At 67.4% G+C, this 24,375-nt stretch carries 15 protein-coding genes; 6 read left to right on the forward strand and 9 right to left on the reverse strand.

The genetic code is table 11. The features are described from left to right. Nucleotides 1–98: 98 nt before the first annotated feature. Together ACOYW6_RS11980 and ACOYW6_RS11985 are read left to right on the forward strand one after the other, a co-directional pair. Nucleotides 99–1,805: a class I adenylate-forming enzyme family protein gene (locus ACOYW6_RS11980; RefSeq protein WP_423141544.1), complete on the forward strand. Its 1,707-nt coding sequence runs from the start codon at nt 99–101 to the stop codon at nt 1,803–1,805. Beyond that, nucleotides 1,802–4,546, forward strand: a complete 2,745-nt coding sequence (locus ACOYW6_RS11985) for a [protein-PII] uridylyltransferase (protein WP_423141545.1) — start codon at nt 1,802–1,804, stop codon at nt 4,544–4,546. Before ACOYW6_RS11980 ends, ACOYW6_RS11985 begins: the two co-directional genes overlap by 4 nt. Here ACOYW6_RS11985 and gltX read toward each other — a convergent pair. From gltX to rpoB, 5 genes are all read right to left on the reverse strand, one after another. Beyond that, nucleotides 4,543–5,883: a glutamate--tRNA ligase gene (gene gltX / locus ACOYW6_RS11990; RefSeq protein WP_423141546.1), complete on the reverse strand. Its 1,341-nt coding sequence runs from the start codon at nt 5,881–5,883 to the stop codon at nt 4,543–4,545. The genes ACOYW6_RS11985 and gltX overlap by 4 nt on opposite strands. A 38-nt stretch (nt 5,884–5,921) precedes the next feature. Then, complete coding sequence (locus tag ACOYW6_RS11995; protein WP_423141547.1) at nt 5,922–7,583, reverse strand: NAD+ synthase; 1,662 nt, start codon at nt 7,581–7,583, stop codon at nt 5,922–5,924. A 54-nt stretch (nt 7,584–7,637) separates the two neighbouring features. Continuing rightward, entirely contained in the window at nt 7,638–8,147 is a 510-nt protein-coding gene (locus ACOYW6_RS12000; RefSeq protein ID WP_423141548.1) for a PilZ domain-containing protein, read from the reverse strand. 120 nt (nt 8,148–8,267) lie between these two features. Continuing rightward, nucleotides 8,268–12,557, reverse strand: a complete 4,290-nt coding sequence (rpoC, locus tag ACOYW6_RS12005; RefSeq protein WP_423141549.1) for a DNA-directed RNA polymerase subunit beta' — start codon at nt 12,555–12,557, stop codon at nt 8,268–8,270. A gap of 75 nt (nt 12,558–12,632) precedes the next feature. Beyond that, the gene (gene rpoB / locus ACOYW6_RS12010) at nt 12,633–16,814 is read right to left on the reverse strand and encodes a DNA-directed RNA polymerase subunit beta (RefSeq protein ID WP_423141550.1); all 4,182 of its coding nucleotides are present in this window, start codon (nt 16,812–16,814) and stop codon (nt 12,633–12,635) included. A gap of 401 nt (nt 16,815–17,215) precedes the next feature. On the opposite strand from rpoB, the gene ACOYW6_RS12015 reads away from it, so the two are divergent. Genes ACOYW6_RS12015 through ACOYW6_RS12025 form a run of 3 tightly spaced genes read left to right on the forward strand, consistent with a single transcriptional unit; the run spans nt 17,216 to nt 18,122 of the window. Beyond that, nucleotides 17,216–17,344, forward strand: coding sequence for a hypothetical protein (locus ACOYW6_RS12015; RefSeq protein WP_423141551.1), 129 nt, complete (start codon nt 17,216–17,218; stop codon nt 17,342–17,344). A gap of 26 nt (nt 17,345–17,370) precedes the next feature. Then, the gene (locus ACOYW6_RS12020; RefSeq protein WP_423141552.1) at nt 17,371–17,916 is read left to right on the forward strand and encodes a DUF2975 domain-containing protein; all 546 of its coding nucleotides are present in this window, start codon (nt 17,371–17,373) and stop codon (nt 17,914–17,916) included. Further along, nucleotides 17,916–18,122: a helix-turn-helix domain-containing protein gene (locus ACOYW6_RS12025; protein WP_423141553.1), complete on the forward strand. Its 207-nt coding sequence runs from the start codon at nt 17,916–17,918 to the stop codon at nt 18,120–18,122. The genes ACOYW6_RS12020 and ACOYW6_RS12025 overlap by 1 nt, the downstream gene beginning before the upstream one ends. A gap of 72 nt (nt 18,123–18,194) precedes the next feature. Here ACOYW6_RS12025 and ACOYW6_RS12030 read toward each other — a convergent pair whose 3' ends face one another. Further along, nucleotides 18,195–18,884: an OmpA family protein gene (locus ACOYW6_RS12030; protein WP_423141554.1), complete on the reverse strand. Its 690-nt coding sequence runs from the start codon at nt 18,882–18,884 to the stop codon at nt 18,195–18,197. Between the two features lie 152 nt (nt 18,885–19,036). On the opposite strand from ACOYW6_RS12030, the gene ACOYW6_RS12035 reads away from it, so the two are divergent. Beyond that, nucleotides 19,037–20,356, forward strand: coding sequence for a hemolysin family protein (locus ACOYW6_RS12035; protein WP_423141555.1), 1,320 nt, complete (start codon nt 19,037–19,039; stop codon nt 20,354–20,356). A gap of 48 nt (nt 20,357–20,404) precedes the next feature. Here the strand turns inward: ACOYW6_RS12035 and ACOYW6_RS12040 are convergent, their stop codons facing one another. The 3 genes from ACOYW6_RS12040 to ileS are packed head-to-tail and all read right to left on the reverse strand — an operon-like array spanning nt 20,405 to nt 24,332. Further along, entirely contained in the window at nt 20,405–20,821 is a 417-nt protein-coding gene (locus ACOYW6_RS12040; RefSeq protein WP_423143125.1) for a DUF3035 domain-containing protein, read from the reverse strand. Further along, on the reverse strand, nt 20,821–21,369 hold the full coding sequence (gene lspA / locus ACOYW6_RS12045; protein ID WP_423141556.1) for a signal peptidase II: 549 nt from the start codon (nt 21,367–21,369) through the stop codon (nt 20,821–20,823). Before lspA ends, ACOYW6_RS12040 begins: the two co-directional genes overlap by 1 nt. Then, nucleotides 21,366–24,332 carry an isoleucine--tRNA ligase gene (ileS, locus tag ACOYW6_RS12050; protein ID WP_423141557.1) on the reverse strand — a complete coding sequence of 989 codons (2,967 nt, stop codon included), beginning with the start codon at nt 24,330–24,332 and terminating at the stop codon, nt 21,366–21,368. The genes lspA and ileS overlap by 4 nt, the downstream gene beginning before the upstream one ends. Nucleotides 24,333–24,375: the final 43 nt, after the last annotated feature.

Raw genomic sequence — 24,375 nt, forward strand, 5'->3', positions numbered from 1 at the left:
CGCGCCGCCTTTGGCATGGAACGCACAGAGAAACAAACCCGGCCGATACCCGTGCGAATGGGACGCGCACGGCGGGGACCGGTGGACAGGGATGCCCGATGACGAGCGAACTCGACAAGTCGTTGCAAGATGTCCTCGATCGCCTGTCGGCGGCGGGCGGCCCGCTCGAGACCGAACCGATGACGATGTACGGGCGCGAGCTGCCGATCCTAAAGGCCGCGCCCGCAACCCTGGCCGTGATGTTCGAGGCGACCTGCGCGCAGCACGGCGACGCCACCTTCCTGGTCGATGGCGATGTCCGCCTCAGTTTTGCGCAGACCTATGCCGCGGCGCGCGCGGTCGCGGGCGGGCTGGTGGCAGGCTTTGCCCTCCAGAAGGGTGAGCGGGTCGGGATCGCGGCGCGCAATTCTGCCAACTGGATCGTCGCCTACATGGGCGTGCTGATGGCGGGCGGCTGCGCGACGCTGCTCAACGGCTGGTGGACCGGTGCCGAGCTGGCCGAAGGCATCGCGCTGGCCGAATGCCGGCTGGTCCTGGCGGATGCGGCCCGCGCGGCCCGGCTGGAGGGTACCGCCCACGGGGCCGAGGTCGTCGAATTCGCGCATGGCGGCGATCCGCTGACGGGCCTGGGCCCGCTCATGGCACGCGGCGGCGGGACGGATACCGCGCTGCCGGCGCTGACCGGCGACGACCTCTCCACCATCCTCTACACCTCGGGGTCGACAGGGCAGGCCAAGGGCGCCTGGTCGGACCATCTCGGCGTCACCCAGGCGGTCTACAACTACGTCGCCCAGACGCTGCTGGTGCTGCACCACCTCACCGACCGCGGCGAACCGCCGGTCGGCCAGCCGGCGACCCTGGTCAACGTGCCGCTGTTCCACGTTACCGGCGAAGTGCCGGTCATGCTCCAGTCGTTCGTGATCGGGCGCAAGCTGGTGCTGATGCCCAAGTGGGATGCCCAAGAGGCGATGCGCCTGATCGAACGCGAGCAGGTATCCTACTTCGTCGGGGTCCCGCTGATGAGCTACGAGATCGCCACGCATCCCAATCGCGCCCGCTATGACCTTTCCACTTGCAAGTCGTTCGCTGCCGGCGGCGCGCCCCGGCCGGTCGATCACGTTCGCCGCATTCGCGAGGCGCTGCCCGGCGCCTATCCGCTGCTCGGTTACGGGCTGACCGAGACCAACGCCGTCGGCGCCGGCAACGTCAACGAGAATTACCTCGACAAGCCGGGGTCGACCGGCCCGGCCAGCCGCCCGTTGGTCGAACTCGGCATTCTCGACGATGCCGGGCGGCAATTGCCGCAGGGCGAGACCGGCGAGATCGCGATCCGATCGATCTGCAATTTCCGCGGCTACTGGAACAATGCGGAGGCGACCGCCGCGGCGCTGACTGCCGATGGCTGGTTCCGCAGCGGCGACCTGGGCTATCTGGACGGCGACGGCTATCTGTTCATCGTCGACCGCAAGAAGGACATCATCATCCGCGGCGGCGAGAACATTTCCTGCATCGAGGTCGAGCAGGCGCTTTACGCGCATCCCGGCGTCGCCGAGGCGAGCGTCTTCGGCCTGCCTTCGGCCCGGCTGGGCGAGGAAGTGGGCGCTGTCTTTCTGGCCGAAGAGGGCGCCGACCTGACGCCGGAGGCGCTGTGCGAGTGGGCGTCGCAGCGGCTGGCGCCGTTCAAGGTGCCGGTGAAGATCTGGCAGGCGCACGAAGCGCTGCCGCGGCTGGGGACCGAGAAGGTCGACAAGCGGGCGCTGCGCACGCTCTACGTGCCGCGCTGGGAGGCGGACGAGCCCGCGTGAGCGCGCCGCGAATCCCCAACCAGCGGGCGATCGTCGACCGCCGCGCGCTGGGCGAGGGAATCGCCGCCCTTGCCGCGGCGGGCGGCGCCGCGGCGCGGCCCGCGATTGTCGCGCTTCTCAACGAGGCGCTGGCCGCCGGCCGCGCCGAGATCGCCCGCCGGCTAGAGGCGCGGCCATCGGCGGGCAACGACAGCGCCGCGGCGATGGCGTTCCTGATCGATCAGCTGGTGCGGGTGATCCATGACCACGTGGTGACCGCGGTCTATCCGGCCAACAACCGGTCTTCGGCGGAGCGCCTCGCGATCATGGCGGTGGGCGGCTACGGCCGCGGCGAGATGGCGCCCCATTCCGACGTCGACATCGCCTTCCTCACCCCGCGCAAGTCGACCGCCTGGTGCGAGCAGGTGATCGAGGCGATGCTCTATTTCCTCTGGGACCTGGGGCTCAAGGTCGGCCACTCGAGCCGCTCGCTCGACGAGATGGTGCGCATGGCCAAGGGCGACCTGACCATCCGCACCGCGCTGCTCGAAGGGCGCTACGTGTGGGGCGAGCAGGCGCTGTTCGACGAGGCGATGCGCCGGTTCTGGAGCGAGGTCGTTTCGGGCACCGAGCGCCAGTTCGTCGCCGACAAGCTGGCCGAGCGTAACGACCGGCACCGGAAGCTGGGCGACAGCCGCTATGTGGTGGAACCCAACGTCAAGGAGGGCAAGGGCGGCCTGCGCGACCTTCACACGCTGTACTGGATCGGGAAGTATCTGCACCACGTGCGCGATCCCGCCGAACTGGTCGACGTCGGGCTGCTGAGCGCGTCGGAGTACCGCGCCTTCACCCGTGCCGAGAGCTTTTTCTGGGCTGTGCGCTGCCACCTCCACACGATCACCCGCCGGGCGGAGGACCGCCTGACCTTCGACCTGCAGCGCGAAGTCGCGGCGCGGATGCAGTTTGCCGATCGCCCCGGCAAGAGCGCGGTCGAGCGGTTCATGCAGTACTTCTTCCTGCAGGCGAAACGCGTCGGCCACCTGACCGGGCTGTTCCTGGCCCAGCTCGAGGAAACCTCGGGCCGCCAGCAGCCGCGCGGGCTCCTGGCCGGGTTTCGCGCCCGGCCGCGCCTGCTCAAGGGCTACAAGGTGTTCGGCGGACGGATCGCGGCGCCGTCCGACACCTGGTTCCGGGAGGACCCGGTCCGCCTGATCGAGATTTTCGTGATCGCCGACCAGAACGGCTACGAGCTTCACCCCGACACGATGCGCATGGCGGTGCGCGATGCCCGCCTGATCGACGCGCACCGCAGCGATCCCCGTGCCGGCGAGGCGTTCCTGGAGCTGCTGACCAGCCGCCACGACCCCGAAGTGGCGCTGCGCTGGCTCAACGAGGCGGGCGTGTTCGGGCGCTTCGTTCCCGAATTCGGGCGCGTCAACGCGCAGATGCAGTTCGACATGTACCACCACTACACGGTCGACGAGCACACGATCCGCGCGATCGGGCTGCTCGCCCGGATCGAGCGCGGCGAGCTCAAGGCCGATCACCCGCTGGCCAGCGAGATCATCCACAAGGTCCGCCGCCGCCGCGCGCTTTACGTCTCGGTACTGCTGCACGATATCGCCAAGGGCCGGCGCGGCGATCACTCGCAGCTCGGCGCCGAGGTGGCGATGAAGCTCTGCCCGCGGCTCGGCCTCGATGCCGAGGATACCGCGATGGTGTCGTGGCTGGTGCGCCATCACCTGCTGATGAGCGCGACCGCGTTCAAGCGCGACCTGGCCGACTGGAAGACGATCTCGGACTTCGTGGCGGTGGTCCAGTCGCTGGAACGGCTGCGCAAGCTGTCGCTGCTGACCATCGTCGACATCCGCGCGGTCGGTCCCGGGGTGTGGAACGGCTGGAAGCGCCAGCTCCTGCACGAGCTTTACAACGCCGCCGAAGAGCGGCTGCGGCTGGGCCACGCGCATCACGGCCGGGCCGAGCGCGTCGCCGCGAAGAAGGCGGCCGTGGCAGCGCGCCTGGACGGCGAGGCAGCGCTGGTCGAAAGCCACGGCGCGCTGCTGCGCGACGCCTACTGGATTGCCGAGCCTGACGACGTGATCGCCGGCAACCTCTTGCAGCTGGGCCGCATCGGCAGCGAGCCGCTCAGCATCCATACCGAATACTATGCCGCGCGCGGCGCCACGCTGGTGACCGTCATCGCCGCCGATCACGCGGGGCTGTTCTATCGCATTGCCGGGGGTATCCACCTGGCCGGCGGCAACATCATCGACGCGCGCATCCACACCGCCCGCAACGGCATGGCGGTCGACAATTTCCTGGTCCAGGACCCGCTCGGCCAGCCGTTTTCGGAGGACAGCCAGCTGGCCCGCCTGCGCGGCGCGATTGCCGACGCGCTGGCCAACCGCGCGGCGCTGCAGCCGCAGCTGGCGGCGCGGCCCAGTGCGCGCCTGCGCGCCGATGCCTTTGCGGTGGCGCCGCGCGCGGGTTTCGACAATGCCGCCTCGAGCCGCTTCACCGTGATCGAGGTCAACGCCCGCGATCGCCCGGCGCTGCTCCACCAGCTTGCCCGGGCGCTGTTCGAGGCCAAGCTGATCGTCCATTCGGCGCACATCGCCACGTATGGCGAACGCGCGGTCGATACGTTCTACGTCACCGACCTGCTGGGCGAAAAGGTCGACGGAGCAGCCCGTCTCAAGGCGCTGGAAAAGCGGCTGGTCGAAGCGGCGGGCGAACCCGCGCGCAAGAAAGCCGCCGCCTAGCCCGACGCGGCGCGCAGTCTCTCGGCCGCCTCGGCCTGCCCGATCAGCGGCAGCAGCGCCGCCATGTCGGGACCGTGGTTTGCCCCGGTCAGCGCCCGGCGCAGCGGCAGGAACAGCGCCTTGCCCTTGCGCCCGCTGCGCTCCTTCAGCGCGGCGGTCAGCGCATGCCAGGGATCGGCGGGCCAGGCCGTCGCGGCCAGCTCGGCGGCCTGCGCCACGAAGGCGCGGTCGTCATCGTCCAGCGCCGGCGACGTGACCGGCCCGGTGATGACCCGCCACCACGACCCGGCATCGGCCAGTGTCGTCAGGTTGGGGCGCACCGCGTCCCAGGCGGCCGCGTCCATTCCTTCGGGCAGGCGCGCAGCGACGCGGGCGTACGGCAGGCGGTGCAGCACGGCCGCGTTGGTGCGTGCCAGTTCGGCCTCGTCGAATCGGGCCGGGGCACGGCCGAACCGCGCCAGGTCGAAAGCCGCCGCCAGCGCGGCGGGATCGAGCTGCGGATCGACCGGGTCCGACGTGCCGATCCGTGCCAGCAGGGCGATTACGGCTTCGGGCTCGATGCCGTCCTCGCGCCATTCGGCCACGCCCAGCGAGCCCAGGCGCTTGGCCAGCTTGCCCTCGCTGCCCACCAGCAGCGCTGCGTGCGCGAAGCGGGGCACCGCGGCGCCAAGCGCGGCGAACATCTGGATCTGCGCGGCGGTGTTGGAGACGTGATCCTCGCCGCGAACGACATCGCTGATGCCAAGGTCGACGTCGTCGATGACGCTGGGCAGCATGTAAAGCCACGTTCCGTCGGCGCGGCGCACCACCGGGTCCGACATCGTCGCCGGGTCGAACGCCTGCGGCCCGCGAATGCCGTCGTTCCAGGCGATTGGCGCGCCGTGGTCGAGCCGGAAGCGCCAGTGCGGCGCCACGCCCTGGCTTGCGAAGCGGGCATGATCGGCCTCGTCCAGGGCCAGCGCCGCGCGGTCATAGACCGGCGGCAGGCCGCGGCCGAGCAGGATCTTGCGCTTGAGGTCAAGCTCCTGCGCGGTTTCGTAGCAGCGGTAGACGCGCCCTGCCTGGGCCAGCTCGGCAAACCGCGCCTCGTAAAGCGCGAAGCGGTCCGACTGGCGCACCTGCGCGTCGGGGTCGAGGCCCAGCCAGGCGAGGTCGTCGCTGATCGCGGTGACGAATTGCTCGCGGCTGCGCGCGGTATCGGTGTCGTCAATGCGCAGCACGAAGCGGCCGCCGTGGCGGCGCGCCAGCAGCGCGTTGATCAGCGCGGTGCGCACGTTGCCGACATGGAGGCGGCCGGTTGGCGACGGGGCGAAACGGGTGACGACGGGGGCGTTCATGGCTCGCCTATAGCGGATCGTCCGGCGCTGGCGACCGGCTAGGCCGAGCGGAAGGCGTGGGTGATCGGGTAGCGGCGGTCGCGCCCGAAGTTGCGCGTGCCCAGTTTGACCCCCGGCGGCGCCTGCCGGCGCTTGTATTCGGCCAGGTGCAGCAGCCGCTCGATCCGGGTGACGGTGTCGCGATCGAACCCCTCGGCGACGAGCTGGGCGACCGACTTGTCGTGCTCGACCAGCCCTTGCAGGATCGGATCGAGGACGTCGTAGGGAGGCAGCGAGTCGCTGTCCTTCTGGTCCGGGCGCAGTTCGGCGCTGGGCGGCTTGGTGATGATCGCGTCCGGGATCACCGCGCCTTCGGGGCCGAGACCGATCTTGGGGCGCTTGCCGTTGCGCCAGCGGGCGATGGCGAAGACGGTCGTCTTGTAGGCATCCTTGAGCGGGTTGTAGCCGCCCGCCATGTCGCCGTAGATGGTCGCGTAGCCGACGCTCATCTCGCTCTTGTTGCCGGTGGTCAGCAGCATCGGCCCGAACTTGTTGGACAGCGCCATCAGCGTCACCCCGCGGATGCGGGATTGCAGGTTCTCCTCGGTCAGGTCGACGGCGCGATCGGCAAAGCTGCCTTGCAGCATGGCGTCGAAGCCTTCCACCGCGGGCTGGATCGGGATCACGTCGTGGCGGCAGCCGATCGCTTGCGCACACGCGGCCGCGTCGGCCAGGCTGCCTTCGCTGGTGTAGCGGCTGGGCAGCATCACGCACCACACCCGATCGGGGCCAAGCGCGTCGGCGGCGATCGCCGCGCAGATGGCGCTGTCGATCCCGCCCGACATGCCCAGCACCACGCCCGGAAAGCCGTTGCGGTCGACATAGTCGCGCAGCGCGATCGTCATCGCGCAGTAGATGTCCTCGGGATGGTCGGCGAGCGGGGCGATCTCGCCCTTGTCGCAGCGCCAGCCAGTTGCCGTGCGGGTCCAGCGGGTGGTGGTTTCCTGCTCTTCCCAGTCGGTCATCTGCACGGCCAGGCTGCCGTCGCCGTTGACCACGAAACTGGCGCCGTCGAAGGCCAGTTCGTCCTGCCCGCCGACACGGTTGAGATAGGCCAGCGGTAACCCGGTATCGACCGCGCGGCGCTTGGCCACCCCGTCGATGCGCAGGGTGTCCTTGTCGATCTCGTAGGGGCTGCCGTTGGGCGAGATCAGGATCTCGGCGCCGAACTCGGCCAGGTGACGGCAGACATCGGGATGCCAGATGTCCTCGCAGATCGGCAGGCCGATCATCACCCCGCGGAACACGATCGGCTCGGGGAGCGGGCCGGGCTGGAACAGCCGCATCTCGTCGAAAGTGCCGTAATTGGGCAGCTCGTGCTTGAAGCGCGTTGCCGCCACCTTGCCGTCGTCGAGCAGCGCCATCCCGTTGTGCAGGTCGCCGTCGCGCACGAACACGCTGCCGACCAGCATCGCCGGGCCGCCGTCGGCGGTATGCGCGGCCATCGCGTCAAGCTCGGCGGCGGCGCGTTCGATCAGGGCGGGCTTCACCACCAGGTCCTCGGGCGGGTAGCCGATCAGTTGCAGTTCGGGAAACACCACCAGGTCCGCCCCGGCGGTTCGGGCCCGCTCGCGCGCGGCCAGCATCGCTGCGGCGTTGGCGGCAAGATCGCCGACGGACTGGTTGAGCTGGCAAAGCTGGATCGTCAGGCTGTCGGTCATCGCCACGCGGTCCTAGTCCGCTGCCGCGGGCGCGGCAATGGCGGGACGGGCCGGCTAGCGCGGCGGCGGCGACATCGCCGCGCGGACTTGCTCGAACGGTGCCACCAGCGTCGCACGCACGGACACCGCGATGGCGCCCGCCGCCAGCAGGCCGACCGCGACCAGCGAAATCCATTCCAGCGCCTGTCCAGCGCGGCGGTGGCGGGCGGCGGCTTCGGACCCGGCGGGATATGGCGCGGGCAGCAACGGGTTGGGCACGACCGCGCTGCGCTTCACCGCCGCCGCCACCGGCGCATCGGCGCCCAAGAGGGCCGACAGCGCGATCCGCTCGCGCGCCTGGACCCCGCACTTGCTGCCCGCCGTCCAGCGCACCTGGCCGACGATCGACAGCCCTTCGTGGCGAAGTTCCACGAAGCTGCCGCGCGGCGGCGGATCGGTTGCGCGCAGCGACAGGCCGCGCGCCGACACGTCGCAGATCGTTACCGCGCCCCAGCCGGTGCCGGTGTTGATCTGCGCGGGCAGCAGCACCGCGGTGCGTGGCTCGCGTGGCTTGAGATGTCCCATGCCGTCAGCGATGCCACGGCTGCGCTAAAGCGTTCGCGAGGGTCGCATATGTAAATGCCCGAATGCGAAAAGGCCCGCCGGATCGCTCCGGCGGGCCCTTCGATGTGCTTGTGACCGCGCTTATTCGGCGCCGTCGGCAGCCTCGGCGTTCAGGTAATCGCCCGCATCGGCATCGGTGCCGTGGGTTTCACCCTCGACCCGGGCCAGGGCATCGTCGCCAATCGCGGCTTCGGGCCCCTGCGCCAGTTCGGCAGCATGCTCTTCCTCGGCCGAATTCGGCGCGATCAGCGCTTCCTGCAGCTTGCGGTAAGAGGCCCGCAGCGCCGCGTCGCGGCCACTGGCGGCAACCCGCATGCGGTTCATGCCTGCACCGGTACCGGCCGGGATCAGGCGGCCGACGATGACGTTCTCCTTGAGCCCGATCAGCGTGTCCTTCTTCCCTTCGACCGCCGCCTGCGTCAGCACGCGCGTGGTTTCCTGGAACGAGGCCGCCGAGATGAACGAACGCGTCTGGAGCGAGGCCTTGGTGATGCCGAGCAGCACCGGCTTGCCTTCCGCGGGCTTCTGGTTCGGGGCCAGCTTGGCGTTGACCTCGTCCATCTCCTCGCGGTCGACCTGTTCGCCGGCCAGCAGCACGGTGTCGCCGCCGTCGGTGATCTCGACCTTCTGCAGCATCTGGCGAACGATCACCTCGATGTGCTTGTCGTTGATCTTCACGCCCTGGAGTCGGTAGACTTCCTGGATTTCCGCGACGAGGTACTCGGCCAGGGCTTCGACGCCCAGGACCTCGAGAATGTCGTGCGGATCGGGCGAGCCCGAGATCAGGTTGTCGCCCTTCTTGACCCAGTCGCCTTCCTGGACGTCGATCACCTTGGCCTTGGGGATCAGGTATTCCACCGGATCGCCCTCTTCCGGAACGATCGCGATCTTGCGCTTGGCCTTGTAGTCGCGAACGAACTCGATCCGGCCGCTGGTCTTGGCGATGATCGCGTTGTCCTTCGGCTTGCGGGCCTCGAACAGCTCGGCAACGCGCGGCAGACCGCCGGTGATGTCGCGGGTCTTGGCGGCTTCGCGGCTGGCGCGGGCAAGGATGTCGCCCGCTTCGACCGTCTGTCCGTCCTCGACCGAAAGCGAGGTGCCCGGCGCCAGCATGTAGCGCGCGGCCTCGCCCGAATCGCCGTCCAGCAGGGTCAGACGGGGACGCAGGTCCTCCTTCTTGGCGCGGCTGGTGGTGCGGTTCTCGGTGACGATACGCTGGGTGATGCCCGTCGCCTCGTCGGCCCGCTCTTCCATCGTGCGGCTTTCGATCAGATCCTGGTACTTCACCACGCCGCTGGTCTCGGTGATGATCGGCAGGGTGAACGGATCCCACTCGGCCAGGCGTTCGCCCTCCTTCACCTTGCCGCCGTTCTCGTGCAGCAGCACGGTGCCGTACGGCACCTTGTGGATGGCGCGCTCACGCCCGTCGGTGTCGATCACCACGATCTCGCCGTTGCGGGCCAGGCTGAGGCGACGGTTGCGCTTGTCGACGATGGTCGGGATGTCGCGGTATTCCACCGTGCCGTCCGCGATCGCTTCCAGGTGGCTGGTTTCGTTGACCTGCGCCGCGCCGCCGATGTGGAAGGTCCGCATCGTCAGCTGGGTGCCGGGCTCACCGATCGACTGCGCGGCGATCACGCCGACAGCCTCGCCGATGTTGACCGGCGTACCGCGCGCCAGGTCGCGGCCGTAGCAGGTACCGCACACGCCCTGTTCCGCCTCGCAGATGAGGGGCGAGCGGATGCGCGCGGCCTGGACGCCGGCGGCCTCGATCTTGGCGACCGCCGCTTCGTCCAGCAGCGTGCCGTCCTTGACGATGACGGTGCCGTCCTTGTCGGCGACGTCCTCGGCCAGGGTGCGGCCCAGGATGCGCTCGGCGAGCGAGGCGATCACGCTGCCGCCCTGCACGATCGCGCGCATTTCCAGCGCCCGTTCGGTGCCGCAGTCGTCGATGACGACCACGCAGTCCTGCGACACGTCGACCAGGCGGCGGGTCAGGTAGCCCGAGTTCGCCGTCTTGAGCGCGGTGTCGGCCAGGCCCTTGCGGGCGCCGTGAGTCGAGTTGAAGTATTCAAGGACGGTCAGGCCTTCCTTGAAGTTCGAGATGATCGGGGTCTCGATGATCTCGCCCGACGGCTTGGCCATCAGGCCGCGCATGCCGGCGAGCTGCTTCATCTGCGTCGGCGAACCGCGCGCGCCCGAGTGGCTCATCATGTAGATCGAGTTGATCGGCTTGAGGCGGCCGGTGTCGGGATCGACCGGTTCGGCCCGGATCTCGTCCATCATGGCGTTCGCCACGGTGTCGCCGCAACGGCTCCACGCGTCGATCACCTTGTTGTACTTTTCCTGCTGGGTGATCAGGCCGTCCTGGTACTGTTGCTCATAGTCGGCGACCAGCTTCTTGGTTTCCTCGATCATGCCGTCCTTGCTGTCCGGGATGATCATGTCGTCCTTGCCGAAGCTGATGCCGGCCTTGAACGCGTGGCGGAAGCCAAGCGCCATGATGGCGTCGGCGAACAGCACCGTGTCCTTCTGGCCGGTGTGACGGTAGACCTGGTCGATGACGTCGCCGATTTCCTTCTTGGTGAGGAGGCGGTTGACGACGTCGAAGGGCACCGTGTGCGACTTCGGCAGACATTCGGCCAGCAGCATGCGGCCCGGCGTCGTCTCGAAGCGCTTCAGGTACTCGTTGCCCTGTTCGTCGGTCTGCGGGACGCGCGCCTGGATCTTCGAGTGCAGCGTCACCGCCTTCATCTCGAGCGCCTGGTGCACTTCGGCCATGTCGGCAAAGGCCATGCCTTCGCCCGGCTCGCCGGGGCGGTCCATCGACAGGTAGTACAGCCCCAGGACCATGTCCTGCGACGGCACGATGATCGGCTTGCCATTGGCGGGGCTGAGGATGTTGTTGGTGGACATCATCAGCACGCGCGCTTCCAGCTGCGCCTCGAGGCTCAGCGGAACGTGGACGGCCATCTGGTCACCGTCGAAGTCGGCGTTGAAGGCCGAGCAGACGAGCGGGTGCAGCTGGATTGCCTTGCCCTCGATCAGGACCGGCTCGAACGCCTGGATGCCCAGGCGGTGAAGCGTCGGCGCGCGGTTCAAAAGCACCGGGTGCTCGCGGATCACCTCGTCCAGGATGTCCCAGACTTCCTTGCGCTCCTTCTCGACCCACTTCTTGGCCTGCTTCAGGGTCATCGACAGACCCTTGGCGTCGAGGCGGGCGTAGATGAACGGCTTGAACAGCTCGAGCGCCATCTTCTTGGGCAGGCCGCACTGGTGCAGCTTGAGTTCCGGACCGGTGACGATCACCGAACGGCCCGAATAGTCGACGCGCTTGCCGAGCAGGTTCTGGCGGAAGCGGCCCTGCTTGCCCTTGAGCATGTCGGACAGCGACTTGAGCGGACGCTTGTTGGCGCCGGTGATGACGCGGCCGCGGCGGCCGTTGTCGAACAGCGCATCGACCGCTTCCTGCAGCATGCGCTTTTCGTTGCGGACGATGATGTCCGGCGCGCGCAGTTCGATCAGACGCTTCAGGCGGTTGTTGCGGTTGATGACGCGGCGGTAGAGGTCGTTGAGATCCGACGTCGCGAAGCGGCCGCCGTCGAGCGGCACCAGCGGGCGCAGTTCGGGCGGAATGACCGGCACGACTTCCAGGATCATCCATTCCGGGCGGTTACCCGAATCGATGAACGATTCGACGACCTTGAGGCGCTTGATGATCTTCTTGGGCTTCAGCTCGGACTTGGTTTCCGACAGCTCCTTGAGAAGGTCTTCCTTTTCCTGGACCAGGTCCAGGCTCATCAGCATGTGCTTGACCGCCTCGGCGCCGATGCCGGCGCTGAACGCGTCTTCGCCGTACTCGTCCTGGTACTCGTAAAGTTCGTCCTCGGTGATGAGCTGGTACTTTTCGAGCGGGGTCAGGCCCGGCTCGATGACGATGTACGATTCGAAGTAGAGCACGCGCTCAAGCTGCTTGAGCTGCATGTCGAGCAGCAGGCCGATGCGCGAGGGAAGGCTCTTGAGGAACCAGATGTGCGCGACCGGGGCGGCCAGTTCGATGTGGCCCATGCGTTCGCGCCGGACCTTGGTGACGGTCACTTCGACGCCGCACTTTTCGCAGACCACGCCCTTGTACTTCATGCGCTTGTACTTGCCGCACAGGCACTCGTAGTCCTTCACCGGCCCGAAGATGCGGGCGCAGAACAGGCCGTCGCGCTCGGGCTTGAAGGTCCGGTAGTTGATCGTTTCCGGCTTCTTGATCTCGCCGAACGACCACGAGCGGATACGCTCGGGGCTGGCGAGGCCGATCTGGATCTGGTCGAAGGTTTCGGGCTTCGCCATCTGGTTGGTGAACTTGGTCAGGTCGTTCATGGTCTTTGTCCCTTACGGGTGAATTCTGAGGGGCTGCGGGGAAGGGGCGGCCCCTGAGGACCGCCCGCAAGCCCGTTATTCGGCTGCCTCGGCGTAACCGTCGTCATCCTCGTCGCTGGCGAGCGAGGACAGTTCGACGTTCAGGCCCAGGCTGCGCATTTCCTTGACGAGCACGTTGAAGCTCTCCGGAATGCCGGCCTCGAAGGTGTCGTCGCCCTTGACGATCGCCTCGTAGACCTTGGTGCGGCCGACCACGTCGTCCGACTTCACCGTCAGCATTTCCTGCAGAGTATAGGCGGCGCCGTAAGCCTGGAGCGCCCAGACCTCCATTTCGCCGAAGCGCTGGCCGCCGAACTGGGCCTTGCCGCCCAGGGGCTGCTGAGTGACGAGGCTGTAGGGCCCGATCGAACGCGCGTGGATCTTGTCGTCCACCAAGTGGTGCAGCTTGAGCATGTAGATGTAGCCCACGGTCACCTTGCGGTCGAACGCCTCGCCGGTGCGGCCGTCGAACAGGGTGACCTGCCCGCTGGTGTCGTACCCGGCTTTCGCCAGCATCGCCGACACGTCGCTCTCGCGCGCGCCGTCGAACACCGGGGTGCCCATCGGGACACCGGCCTTGAGGTTCTCGGCCAGCTCGATCACGTCCGCGGGCGAACGATCGTCGATCTCGGCGTAGTAGTTTTCGCCGTAGATGTCCTTGAGCGTGTCGATGACCACCTGCGGCGCCTTGTCGGCCGGCGGGTTGGGGTTGGCTTCGCGCCAGGTCTCGAGGCTGGCGGCGATCTGCTGCCCCAGGCCGCGCGCGGCCCAGCCCAGATGGGTCTCGAAGATCTGCCCGACGTTCATGCGGCTTGGCACGCCCAGCGGGTTGAGCACGATGTCGACCGGGGTCCCGTCCTCCAGGAACGGCATGTCCTCGGCCGGCAGGATGCGCGAAATGACACCCTTGTTGCCATGGCGGCCGGCCATCTTGTCGCCCGGCTGCAGCTTGCGCTTCACCGCGACGAAGACCTTGACCATCTTGAGCACGCCGGGGGCGAGTTCGTCCCCGCGCTCCAGCTTCTCCTTGCGATCCTCGAACTTGTCCTGGATCGCCTTGACGGTCTCGTCGTACTGGGTCTTCACCGCTTCGAGCTGGCCCTGCACGCGGTCGTCGGCGACCGCGAACTTCCACCATTCGTGACGCTCGACCTCGGCAAGGTTCTCCTCGCTGATGGTGTCGCCCTTCTTGAAGCCCTTGGGCGCCGCCGACGCCACCTGGCCCACCAGCATGTCGCGCAGGCGGTTGTAGGTGGCGCGGTTGAGGATCGAACGCTCGTCCTCGCGGTCCTTGGCCAGGCGTTCGGTTTCCTTGGCCTGGATTTCACGGGTACGGTCGTCGACCTCGATGCCGTGGCGGTTGAAGACGCGCACGTCCACGATCGTGCCCGACACGCCCGGCGGCAGGCGCAGCGAGGTGTCGCGCACGTCGCTGGCCTTTTCGCCGAAGATGGCGCGCAGGAGCTTTTCCTCAGGCGTCATCGGGCTTTCGCCCTTGGGCGTGATCTTGCCCACCAGGATATCGCCCGGGTGCACTTCGGCGCCGATGTAGACGATGCCCGCCTCGTCGAGGTTGCGCAGCGCTTCCTCGCCGACGTTGGGGATGTCGCGGGTGATGTCTTCCGGCCCCAGCTTGGTGTCGCGGGCCATGACTTCGAACTCGTCGATGTGGATCGACGTGAAGACGTCGTCCTTGACGATCCGCTCGGAGATCAGGATCGAGTCCTCGTAGTTGTAGCCGTTCCACGGCATGAACGCGACGAGACTGTTGCGGCCCAGCGCCAGCTCGCCGAACTCGGTCGAGGGACCGTCGGCCAGGATGTCGCCGGTGTCGACCACGTCGCCCACCTTCACCAGCGGACGCTGGTTGATGCAGGTCGACTGGTTCGAACGCTCGAACTTCTGCAGGCGATAGATGTCGACGCCGGACTTGCCGGCCTCGATGTCGCCACTCGCGCGGATGACGATGCGGGTGGCGTCGACCTGGTCGACCACGCCGCCCCGCAGGGCCGAGATCGCGGCGCCCGAATCGCGCGCCACGGTGCCTTCCATGCCGGTGCCGACGAACGGCGCCTCGGCGCGAACCAGCGGCACCGCCTGGCGCTGCATGTTCGATCCCATCAGCGCGCGGTTGGCGTCATCGTTTTCCAGGAACGGGATCAGCGACGCGGCGACCGAGACCAGCTGCTTGGGCGAAACGTCCATCAGGGTAACCAGGTCGCGCGGGCTCATCACGAATTCGCCGCTGTCGCGGGCCGAGACCAGCTCCTCGACGAACGAACCGTCCTTGTTGAGCTCGGCCGAGGCCTGGGCGACGACGTGCTTCTGCTCTTCCATGGCGGAAAGATAGACCACCTCGCCGGTGACCTTGCCGTCGATGACCTTGCGGTACGGCGTCTCGATAAAGCCGTACTTGTTGACGCGGGCGAACGTGCTCAGCGAGTTGATCAGGCCGATGTTCGGCCCTTCGGGCGTCTCGATCGGGCAGATGCGGCCGTAGTGGGTCGGGTGAACGTCGCGGACTTCGAAGCCGGCGCGCTCACGGGTCAGGCCGCCCGGCCCGAGCGCCGAGACGCGGCGCTTGTGGGTCACTTCCGACAGCGGGTTGGTCTGGTCCATGAACTGCGACAGCTGCGACGATCCGAAGAACTCGCGCACCGCGGCCACGGCAGGCTTCGCGTTGATGAGGTCGTTCGGCATCACGGTGCTGACGTCGACCGAGCTCATGCGCTCCTTCACCGCGCGCTCCATGCGCAGCAGGCCGACGCGGTACTGGTTCTCGAGCAGCTCGCCGACCGAGCGGACGCGGCGATTGCCGAGGTTGTCGATATCGTCGACCTCGCCCTTGCCGTCCTTCAGGTCGACCAGCTCCTTGACCACCGCGAGGATGTCTTCGGTGCGCAGCGTGGTGACGGTGTCCTCGGCATCCAGGCCAAGGCGCATGTTCAGCTTGACGCGGCCGACGGCCGACAGGTCATAGCGGTCGCCGTCAAAGAACAGGCCTTCGAACAGCGCCTCGGCGGTCTCGCGCGTCGGCGGCTCGCCCGGGCGCATGACGCGGTAGATGTCGGCCAGCGCGTGGTCGCGGTCGGGGGCCTTGTCGGCCTTCAGGGTGTTGCGGATCCACGGACCGGTCGAGATGTGGTCGATGTCGAGCAGTTCGAGCCGATCGACCCCGGCGGCGTCGAGCGCGGCCAGGTTGTCGGGGCTGACTTCATCGCCGGCCTCGATCCAGATGCGGCCGGTGCTCTCGTCGATAAGGTCGTGCGCGGCATAGCGGCCGAACACTTCCTCGGTCGGGATCAGCAGCTCGGCCAGGCCGTCCTTGGCCGCCTTGGTGGCAGCGCGGGGGCTGATCTTCTGGCCGGCGGCGAACACGACCTCGCCTGACTTGGCGTCGACGATGTCGAAGGTCGGCTTGGAACCGCGCCATTGCTCGGCCGCGAAGGGAACGCGCCAGCCGTCGCCGGAGCCGCTGGCACCGCGCACCCAGGTGATGGTCTGGTAGAAGTGGTTGAGGATGTCCTCGTCCGCCAGGCCCAGCGCGTGCAGCAGCGCGGTGACCGGCAGCTTGCGCTTGCGGTCGATGCGGACGTTGACGATGTCCTTGGCGTCGAATTCGAAGTCCAGCCACGAGCCGCGATACGGAATGACGCGCGCGGCGAACAGGTACTTGCCGCTCGAGTGCGTCTTGCCGCGGTCATGGTCGAACAGGACGCCCGGCGAACGGTGCATCTGCGAAACGATGACGCGCTCGGTGCCGTTGATGATGAAGGTGCCGTTGTCCGTCATCAGCGGCATGTCGCCCATGTAGACGTCCTGTTCCTTGATATCGAGGACCGAACGGGTTTCCGTCTCGGCGTCGACCTCGAACACGATCAGGCGCAGCGTGACCTTCATCGGCGCGGCGTAAGTGATCCCGCGCTGGCGGCACTCGGTGGTGTCGTACTTGGGGTCTTCCAGCTCGTAATGAACGAAGTCCAGTTCGCTGGTGCCGGCGAAGTCGCGGATCGGGAACACCGAGCGCAGCGTCTTTTCCAGGCCCGAGACGTAGCCGGTGGCCGGATCGGAGCGCAGGAACTGCTCGTACGATTCGCGCTGCACCTCGATCAGGTTCGGCATCTTCACCACTTCGTGGATGTCGCCGAAGATCTTGCGAATGCGCGTCTTGGCGCCGCCGCGATAGGTGCTGGCAGGAGTGAGGGCCTTGCTCGCCATGAGGGGTCTTGCCTCTTTCATCGGGCCGGGAAACCGGCGGAAAACTGGTCTGTAGCGCGGGCGATCATGCCGAAAGACGCGAAAAGGCCGCAGGGCAAAAGCACCCCTTTCGGGGGCGGCCCGCAGCCTTTTGCATCGGTTGGCAAACCCGGATCCGCTTCCTTCCCGGATCGGCCCCCGCGCATGGGCCGGTCTTGCTCGAAGCGACCGAGCGAGGGCCGCATATAGGGAGTGCCCCCCGCCAAGTCAAACCCGCCGGCCGAGCAGACGGTCGCGGCGCCCCGTCGTGCAGCACCTGCAAGCCAGCATGACCCCATTATCGTTTTTCGATATTATCGATTGACGATATGGCGAATCGCTATTATTGAATATCGATATCGACCATATCGGAGAACAATGACATGACCGCTACCTCCCGTTCCGCCGCCACCGTCTTCGCCGCCATCATGCTGGCGGCGCTGTGGCTCCCCACCGTCGCCGTTCCGGCTGCCGCGGCGCCTGACGCCATCGCCGCACCCGTGCTCGTCTGAGCACGCCACCGACAGGGAGAGCCGAGATGCCGTTCACGATAAAAGACCCGCTGCTGGCAGGCGCCCGCGTTCTCATAACCGTGTGCATAGGGGCGCTGGGCGTAGGCATCGGCGCACTCGCCATCGCGCTGCCGGCCATGATCTTCAACCAGACCCGCATCGCCGCCGAGCTGGCGCGCAACGGCACCAGGATCGTCGCGCCGGACTTCTTCCTAAGCGTCTGTGCGCTGATCTCCGTCGTTGCGGTGCTGCTGGCGCTGGCGATCTGGTTTCTGGTCGTGCTGCGCCGCATCGTCGCCACCGTGGCGGCAGGCGATCCCTTCATCGTCGAAAACGCCGATCGGCTGTCGCGCATGGGCTGGATGGCGCTGGCCGGGCAAGTCCTGTCGATCCCGCTGGGGCTGGTCCTGGTGTGGCTGTCCGGGCTGATCGAGCAAAGCGGCCATGCGCGCCTGGACGACGATTTCGGGTTCTCTCTGGGCGGGGTCGTGCTGGTGCTGGTGTTGTTCATCCTCGCGCGGGTGTTCCGCCAGGGCGCGCTGATGCGCGACGAACTGGAGGGGACGATCTGATGCCGATCACCGTCCAGCTCGACGACCTTCTCCACGCCCGCCGCATGACGCTGACCGAACTGGCGGAAAAGGTCGACATCACGCTCGCCAACTTGTCGATCCTCAAGACCGGCAAGGCGCGCGCGGTCCGCTTCTCCACCCTTGAGGCGATCTGCGCGGCGCTCGAATGTCAGCCCGGTGACCTGCTGTCCTTCGAGACCGACTGACGCTTTCGCCGCACGCAAAAAAGAAGCCGGCCCTTTGCGGGGCCGGCTTCCTCGTGTCCGGGGACTGTGCGCTTACTGGTTCTTGGCAGCGTCGATCTCGGCCTGCGTGAGCGGGACGATCTTGATGTCGACGCGGCGGTTGCGCGGCTCGTTGACGTTGTCGCCGGTCTGGACGGCCAGGCCGGTCTCGCCGAAGCCCTGCCAGCGGATGCGGCTGGTGGGCACGCCGCGGCTGGTCAGGTAATTGGCGACCGCCTGCGCGCGCTGCTCCGACAGGCGCTGGTTGGTCGAAGCCGAGCCGACGGTGTCGGTGTAACCGTAGACGTCGATCAGGCTGTTCGGATACTTGACCAGGCTGTCGGCCACGTTGTTGAGCGTGGCCTGGAACGCCGGGTTGATCGAATAGCTTCCGGTGGCGAAGGTCACGCCATCGGGCAGGTTGACCAGGATCGCGCTGCCGTTGTCGGTCGAGGTCACGTCGACGCCCGAACCGGCGGTCGATTCCTTCAGTTCCTTGATCTGCTGGTCCATCTTGTAGCCGACGTAGCCGCCGACCGCGCCGCCCGCGACAGCGCCGACGATACGGCCGGTCTTGCCGCCGATCAGGCCGCCCAGCAGGCCGCCGGCCAGCACGCCGCCAAGGCCGCCGACAGCGGTACGGGAAATCTTCTTTTCACCGGTGTTGGGGTCGGTGACGCAGGCCGAGACCGAGACCAGCGAAAAGGCGGCGACGCTCGAAAGCAGGATGCGTGACTTGAACATGAGGCGAAATCCTTTTTCCCATGGGGCATGGCCGGCCCATGCCGTGGCACGAGCGCGGAACCACCGGGGAACGTGTCGCCTGCCGGGTTGTTCCCTTGCCGCGCACCGACCCGGGGCTTCGCGCGGCCCCGCACATCTGCTAGCGGACCGGCGTGGCACCTTTTCCCTGGACCGATGTCCTCGTCATCATCGGCCTGATCCTGCTCAACGGCGTTTTCGCCATGTCCGAACTGGCGATCGTCTCGTCGCGCCCGGCGCGGCTCAAGGTCGCTGCGGAACGCGGCAGCCGCGGTGCCCGCGTGGCGCTGACGCTGGCCGGCAACCCGGGCAAGTTCCTTTCCACCGCGCAGACCGGCATCACGCTGGTCGGCATCATCGCCGGTGCCTATTCGGGATCGAGCCTTGGGGGCCCGATCGGTGAAAGGCTGGCGGCGCTGGGCGTGCCTGCAAAGTACGCCCCGGAGGCCGGCTTCGCAGTTGCCATCGTCGTCACCACGTATCTCAGCCTCGTCATCGGCGAGTTGGTGCCAAAGCAGCTGGCGCTGCGCGCGGCCGAACCGATCGCCAAGCTGGCGGCGCCGCCGATGGCGATGCTGGCGCGCGTCACCGCGCCGTTCGTGTGGCTGCTCGACCGCTCCTCGCAGCTGATCCTGCGCCTGCTCGGCGCCAGCCATTCCGGCGATCACGCGGTGACGGCCGAGGAGCTGCAAGTCATCATGGCAGAGGCGACCCGGTCCGGCGCGATCGAGGAGGACGAGCGCGTCATCATGACCGGCATCATGCGCCTGGCCGACCGCCCGGTGCGCGAGTTGATGACCCCGCGCACCGAGCTCGACACGATCGATCGCAAGGCCAAGGAGGACGAGATTCGCGCCGCGCTCAAGGCGACGCCGCACTCGCTGCTGCCGGTCGCCGACGGCAGCCCCGACAACATCGTCGGCGTGATCAAGGTCAAGGACGTCCAGGCCGCGCTGCTGGCGGGGCGGCGGCTGCAGATCGGGCGGATGATCCGGAAGGCCGAGATCGTGCCCGACCAGCTCGACGCGATGGACGCGCTGCGCCTGCTCCAGCAATCGGGGGTGGGGATGGCGCTGGTCCACGACGAATACGGCCATCTCGAAGGCGTCGTCACCCCGGCCGACCTGCTGTCGGCGATCGTCGGCAGCTTCGCCAGCCATGCCGACGCCGGCGACGGCCCGATGATCGTCGAACGTGACGATGGTTCGCTGCTGATTGCGGGCGCCCTGCCGGCCGACGCACTGGCGGACCGGCTCGGCCTCGACCTTCCCGACGACCGCGATTACGCGACCGCCGCCGGCTATGTGCTGAGCGTGCTCAAACGGCTGCCGGCCGAAGGCGAACACTTCACCGAACAGGACTGGCGGTTCGAGGTCGTCGACATGGACGGCCGCAAGATCGACAAGCTGCTGGCCACATGCGAGCGCCCGCGCCGCAAGGTCGAGGCGGAATAACGCTCAGAAAGTCTCCGGGACGGAGCGCCGCCCTGCCCCGGTCGCCGATCAGGCGGTGGGAATGTTGGTCTGCGCGGCCGACTGGTCACCCTGCGGGGCGGCGACGATGTCGCGCGTCACGGCGCCCTTGGCGACGGTGAAGGTGCCCGGATCGCCCACGGTAGAGCGGATCGCGGGGGCGGCGGTGCCGGCCTTCATCAGCGCCGATGTTTCCACTTGGCTGCGCGGGGCGGGCGGGCCGAACAGCGCTTCGAGGGCCTGCTGCTGGCTCGACTGATCGGTCGGGCGCGGGGCGCCGGGCTGCGGCGGGCTGAGCGCGAAATCGGGCGGGACCACCAGCGGGGCCTGGCGCTGGACCGCGAACTCGTCCGGGCGATTGCGGTTGAACAGGCTGCCGGCACCGCAGCCGGACAGCAGCATGGAGCCGGCGGCGGCGGCGGCGATCAGGGCAGGTTTGGAACGCATCATTGGCTCTCCGGGGACGGCGCCGCGGCGCCATTTTCCGTAACGGGGGTGTCGGGTTTGGCGGGCTTGTCGCGCGAAAGCAGCGAGCGGGCAAGGATAAAGACCACCCCCAGGCTGATCGCCGCGTCGGCAAGGTTGAAGACCATGAAGGGGCGAAATTCGCCGAAATGGAGATCGGCGTAATCGACCACGTAGCCGTGCTGGATGCGGTCGACGATGTTGCCAAGCGCCCCGCCCAGCACCGCGCCCAGTGCGGCGATTTCGGGCATCAGGCGCTCTTTGAGCAGCCAGACCAGCACCACCGCCGCGACCAGTCCCGTCATCGCCACCAGCAGCCAGCGCCCGGTCTCGGTCTCGGCCGACAGCAACCCCAGCGAGATGCCGTTGTTCTCTGTCCAGGCCAGGCGGAAGAACGGGACGATCTCTATCGTGCCGCGCTCGCGCAGCATCAGCGGGTGGGCGACCGTCCACTTGACCAGCTGGTCGACCGCAAAGATCGCCGCGGCGAGGAACAGGCCGGCGGTGCGGCGGCTCTTGACCGTGCTCATGCCACCACCTCCGCGCAGCGGCCGCACAGCGCGCCATCTTCCGGCACGTCGGGCAGGAGCCGCCAGCAGCGGCCGCACTTGGCGTCTTCGGTGCGGGTCACGGTCACGTCCGCGCCCTGCGCGCGGGTGACTGACGCGGTGATGAACAGCTCGGCCAGGGCGGCGTCGGAAAAGCCTTCGGGCACCGCTTCGGCGGGCACGACGACTTGCGCCTCAAGCCCGGAACGGACTGCTTTTTCCCGCCGCAGCGGTTCGATCGCTTCGGTCACTGCGGTGCGCAAGGTCCGCAGTTGCGCAAAGCGTTCGACCAGCGCGGGATCGCTCCATTCGGCGGGCAGGGGGTGGAATTCCTGCAAGTGGATCGATCCGCGATCCGGAAAGCGGGTGGTCCAGACTTCCTCGGCGGTGAACACCAGCACCGGCGCGGCGAAACGGACCAGCGCCTGGAACAGGATGTCCATCACGGTGCGGGTGGCGCGGCGTTCGGTGCCCGCCGGATCGTCGCAATAGAGCCGATCCTTGCGGATATCGAAGTAGAAGGCGCTGAGGTCCTCGTTGCAGAAATCGACCAGCGCGCGGACATACTCGTTGAAATCGTACGTCTCGATCGCGCGCGTGATCTCGGCGTACAAGAGGTTCAACCTGGCCAGTACGTAGCGTTCAAGTTCTGGCATCGCTTCGAAGCCGACGCTTTCCGTATCGTAATCGAACCCGTCGAGCGCGCCGAGCAGGTAGCGGAAGGTGTTGCGCAGCTTGCGGTACTGGTCGGCGACCCCTTTCAGGATCTCGTCGCCGATGCGGTGGTCCTCGGTGAAGTCGACCGACAGCGCCCACAGCCGGATGATGTCGGCGCCGTAGGTTTCCATGACCGTGTTGGGATCGACCGTGTTGCCGAGCGACTTGGACATCTTCAGGCCCTTGGCGTCCATCGTGAAGCCGTGGGTGAGGATCGCATCGTAAGGCGCGCGGCCGCGGGTGGCGCAACTTTCCAGCAGGCTGGACTGGAACCAGCCGCGATGCTGGTCGCTGCCTTCGACATAGATGTCGGCCGGCCAGCTCAGTTCCGGCCAGCGCCCCGAATCGAGCACGTACGCGTGGCTGGTGCCGCTATCGAACCAGACGTCGAGGATGTCGGGCACGGCTTCCCACTCGGCGGGATCGTACCGGTCCGTCAAAAAGCGGTGCGCGGTTTCGGGCGTCCAGGCGTCGATCCCCTGTTCGCGCACGGCGGCGACGATGGCGGCGTTGACCTCGGCATCGACCAGGTATTCGCCGCTCTTGCGACCCACGAACAGGGTGATCGGCACGCCCCAGGCGCGCTGGCGGCTCAGCACCCAGTCGGGCCGGCCCGACACCATCGAGCCGATGCGGTTGCGGCCTTTTTCGGGGGTGAACCTGACCCGCTCGATCTCGCGCATGGCGACCTCGCGCAGCGTCTCGCCGTCACCCTGCGCGGCGCGGATCGCGGCCTCGTCGGCGCAGCGCGGCACGGTCCGGTCGATGATCTTGTCCATCGGGACGAACCACTGCGGGGTGCAGCGGTAGATGACCTTGGCCTTCGAGCGCCACGAGTGCGGGTAGGAATGCTTGTAATCGGCACTGGCCGCCAAGAGACCGCCGCTTTCGCGCAAGTCGGCGCAGATCGGCCCGTCGGGGGCGTTGAACTTGGGATTGATGACGCTGCCTTGCCCGCCGAGCCAAGGCCAGTCCTCGCGGTACTTGCCGTCGGCCTCGACCGCGAACTTGGGGTTCAGCCCGTGCGCCTTGCAGAGGTCGAAGTCGTCCTCGCCGTGATCGGGCGCCATGTGGACCAGCCCGGTGCCGCTGTCGGTGGTGACGAATTCGCCCGGAAGGAACGGCCGCGGCGCGGCGAAGAACCCGCCGAGGTGGTGCATCGGGTGGCGAGCGACGGTACCGGCGAGATCGGAGCCTGAGATCGACGCATCCCTATCTGAGTATGGATCGATGTACTCTTGGAGTGAGGGCGCGCTGGCATCACCGTAGTCGAGCGCCTTAGCTACCTTGTTAAGGCGATCAGCGAAGGAAGTTGCCAATTCCTTCGCGACAAGAAACTTGGAAATGCGATTGGTGTGGAACGGGAGTCCTGCTGCTGCCAGCACTTCGTTGACCCGCTTGTCGCCTTTTCCACCAGTTCCGGGTGTGTCGGCTGTGACCGAAAGGAGGACATATTCAATCTCCGGCCCATAAGCCAAAGCCTGGTTGACCGGGATCGTCCACGGCGTGGTCGTCCAGATCACCGCATGGGCGCCGACCAGCTCGGCAATCGGGCTCTCCACAATCTCGAACGCCACGTCGATCTGGGTTGACGTGATCTCCTCGTACTCGACCTCGGCCTCGGCCAGCGCGGTCTTTTCGACCGGGCTCCACATCACCGGCTTGGCGCCGCGGTAAAGCTGGCCGCTTTCCGCGAACTTGAGCAGTTCCGCGACGATGGTCGCCTCGCTCTCCGGCTGCATCGTCAGGTAGGGATTGTCCCAGTCCGCCAGCACGCCAAGGCGCTTCAATTGTTCGCGCTGCACGTCGACCCAGTGCTGGGCATAAGCGCGGCATTCGGCGCGGAATTCGAGCAGCGGGACGTCGTCCTTGCTCTTCCTGGCCTTGCGGTACTGTTCCTCGACCTTCCATTCGATCGGCAGGCCGTGGCAATCCCAGCCGGGAACGTAGGGCGCGTCCTTGCCCAGCATCGTCTGGGTGCGGCAGACCATGTCCTTGATCGTGTGGTTCAGCGCGTGGCCGATGTGGATCGCGCCGTTGGCGTAAGGCGGGCCATCGTGGAAGATGAACTTTTCGCGCCCGGCGCGCGCTTCGCGCAGCTTGGCATAGAGCCCTTCTGCTTCCCACTTTGCCAGGATGCCCGGCTCCTTCTGCGGCAGGCCGGCTTTCATCGGAAAGTCGGTCTTCGGCAGGAAGACGGTGTCTTTGTAGTCGGGAAGGTCGCTCATAGCGCGGCGCGTTAGAGGATTGCCGCGTCCGCGCAAAGACCCC

Source organism: Parablastomonas sp. CN1-191 (assembly GCF_049354825.1).
Lineage (GTDB): Bacteria > Pseudomonadota > Alphaproteobacteria > Sphingomonadales > Sphingomonadaceae > Novosphingobium.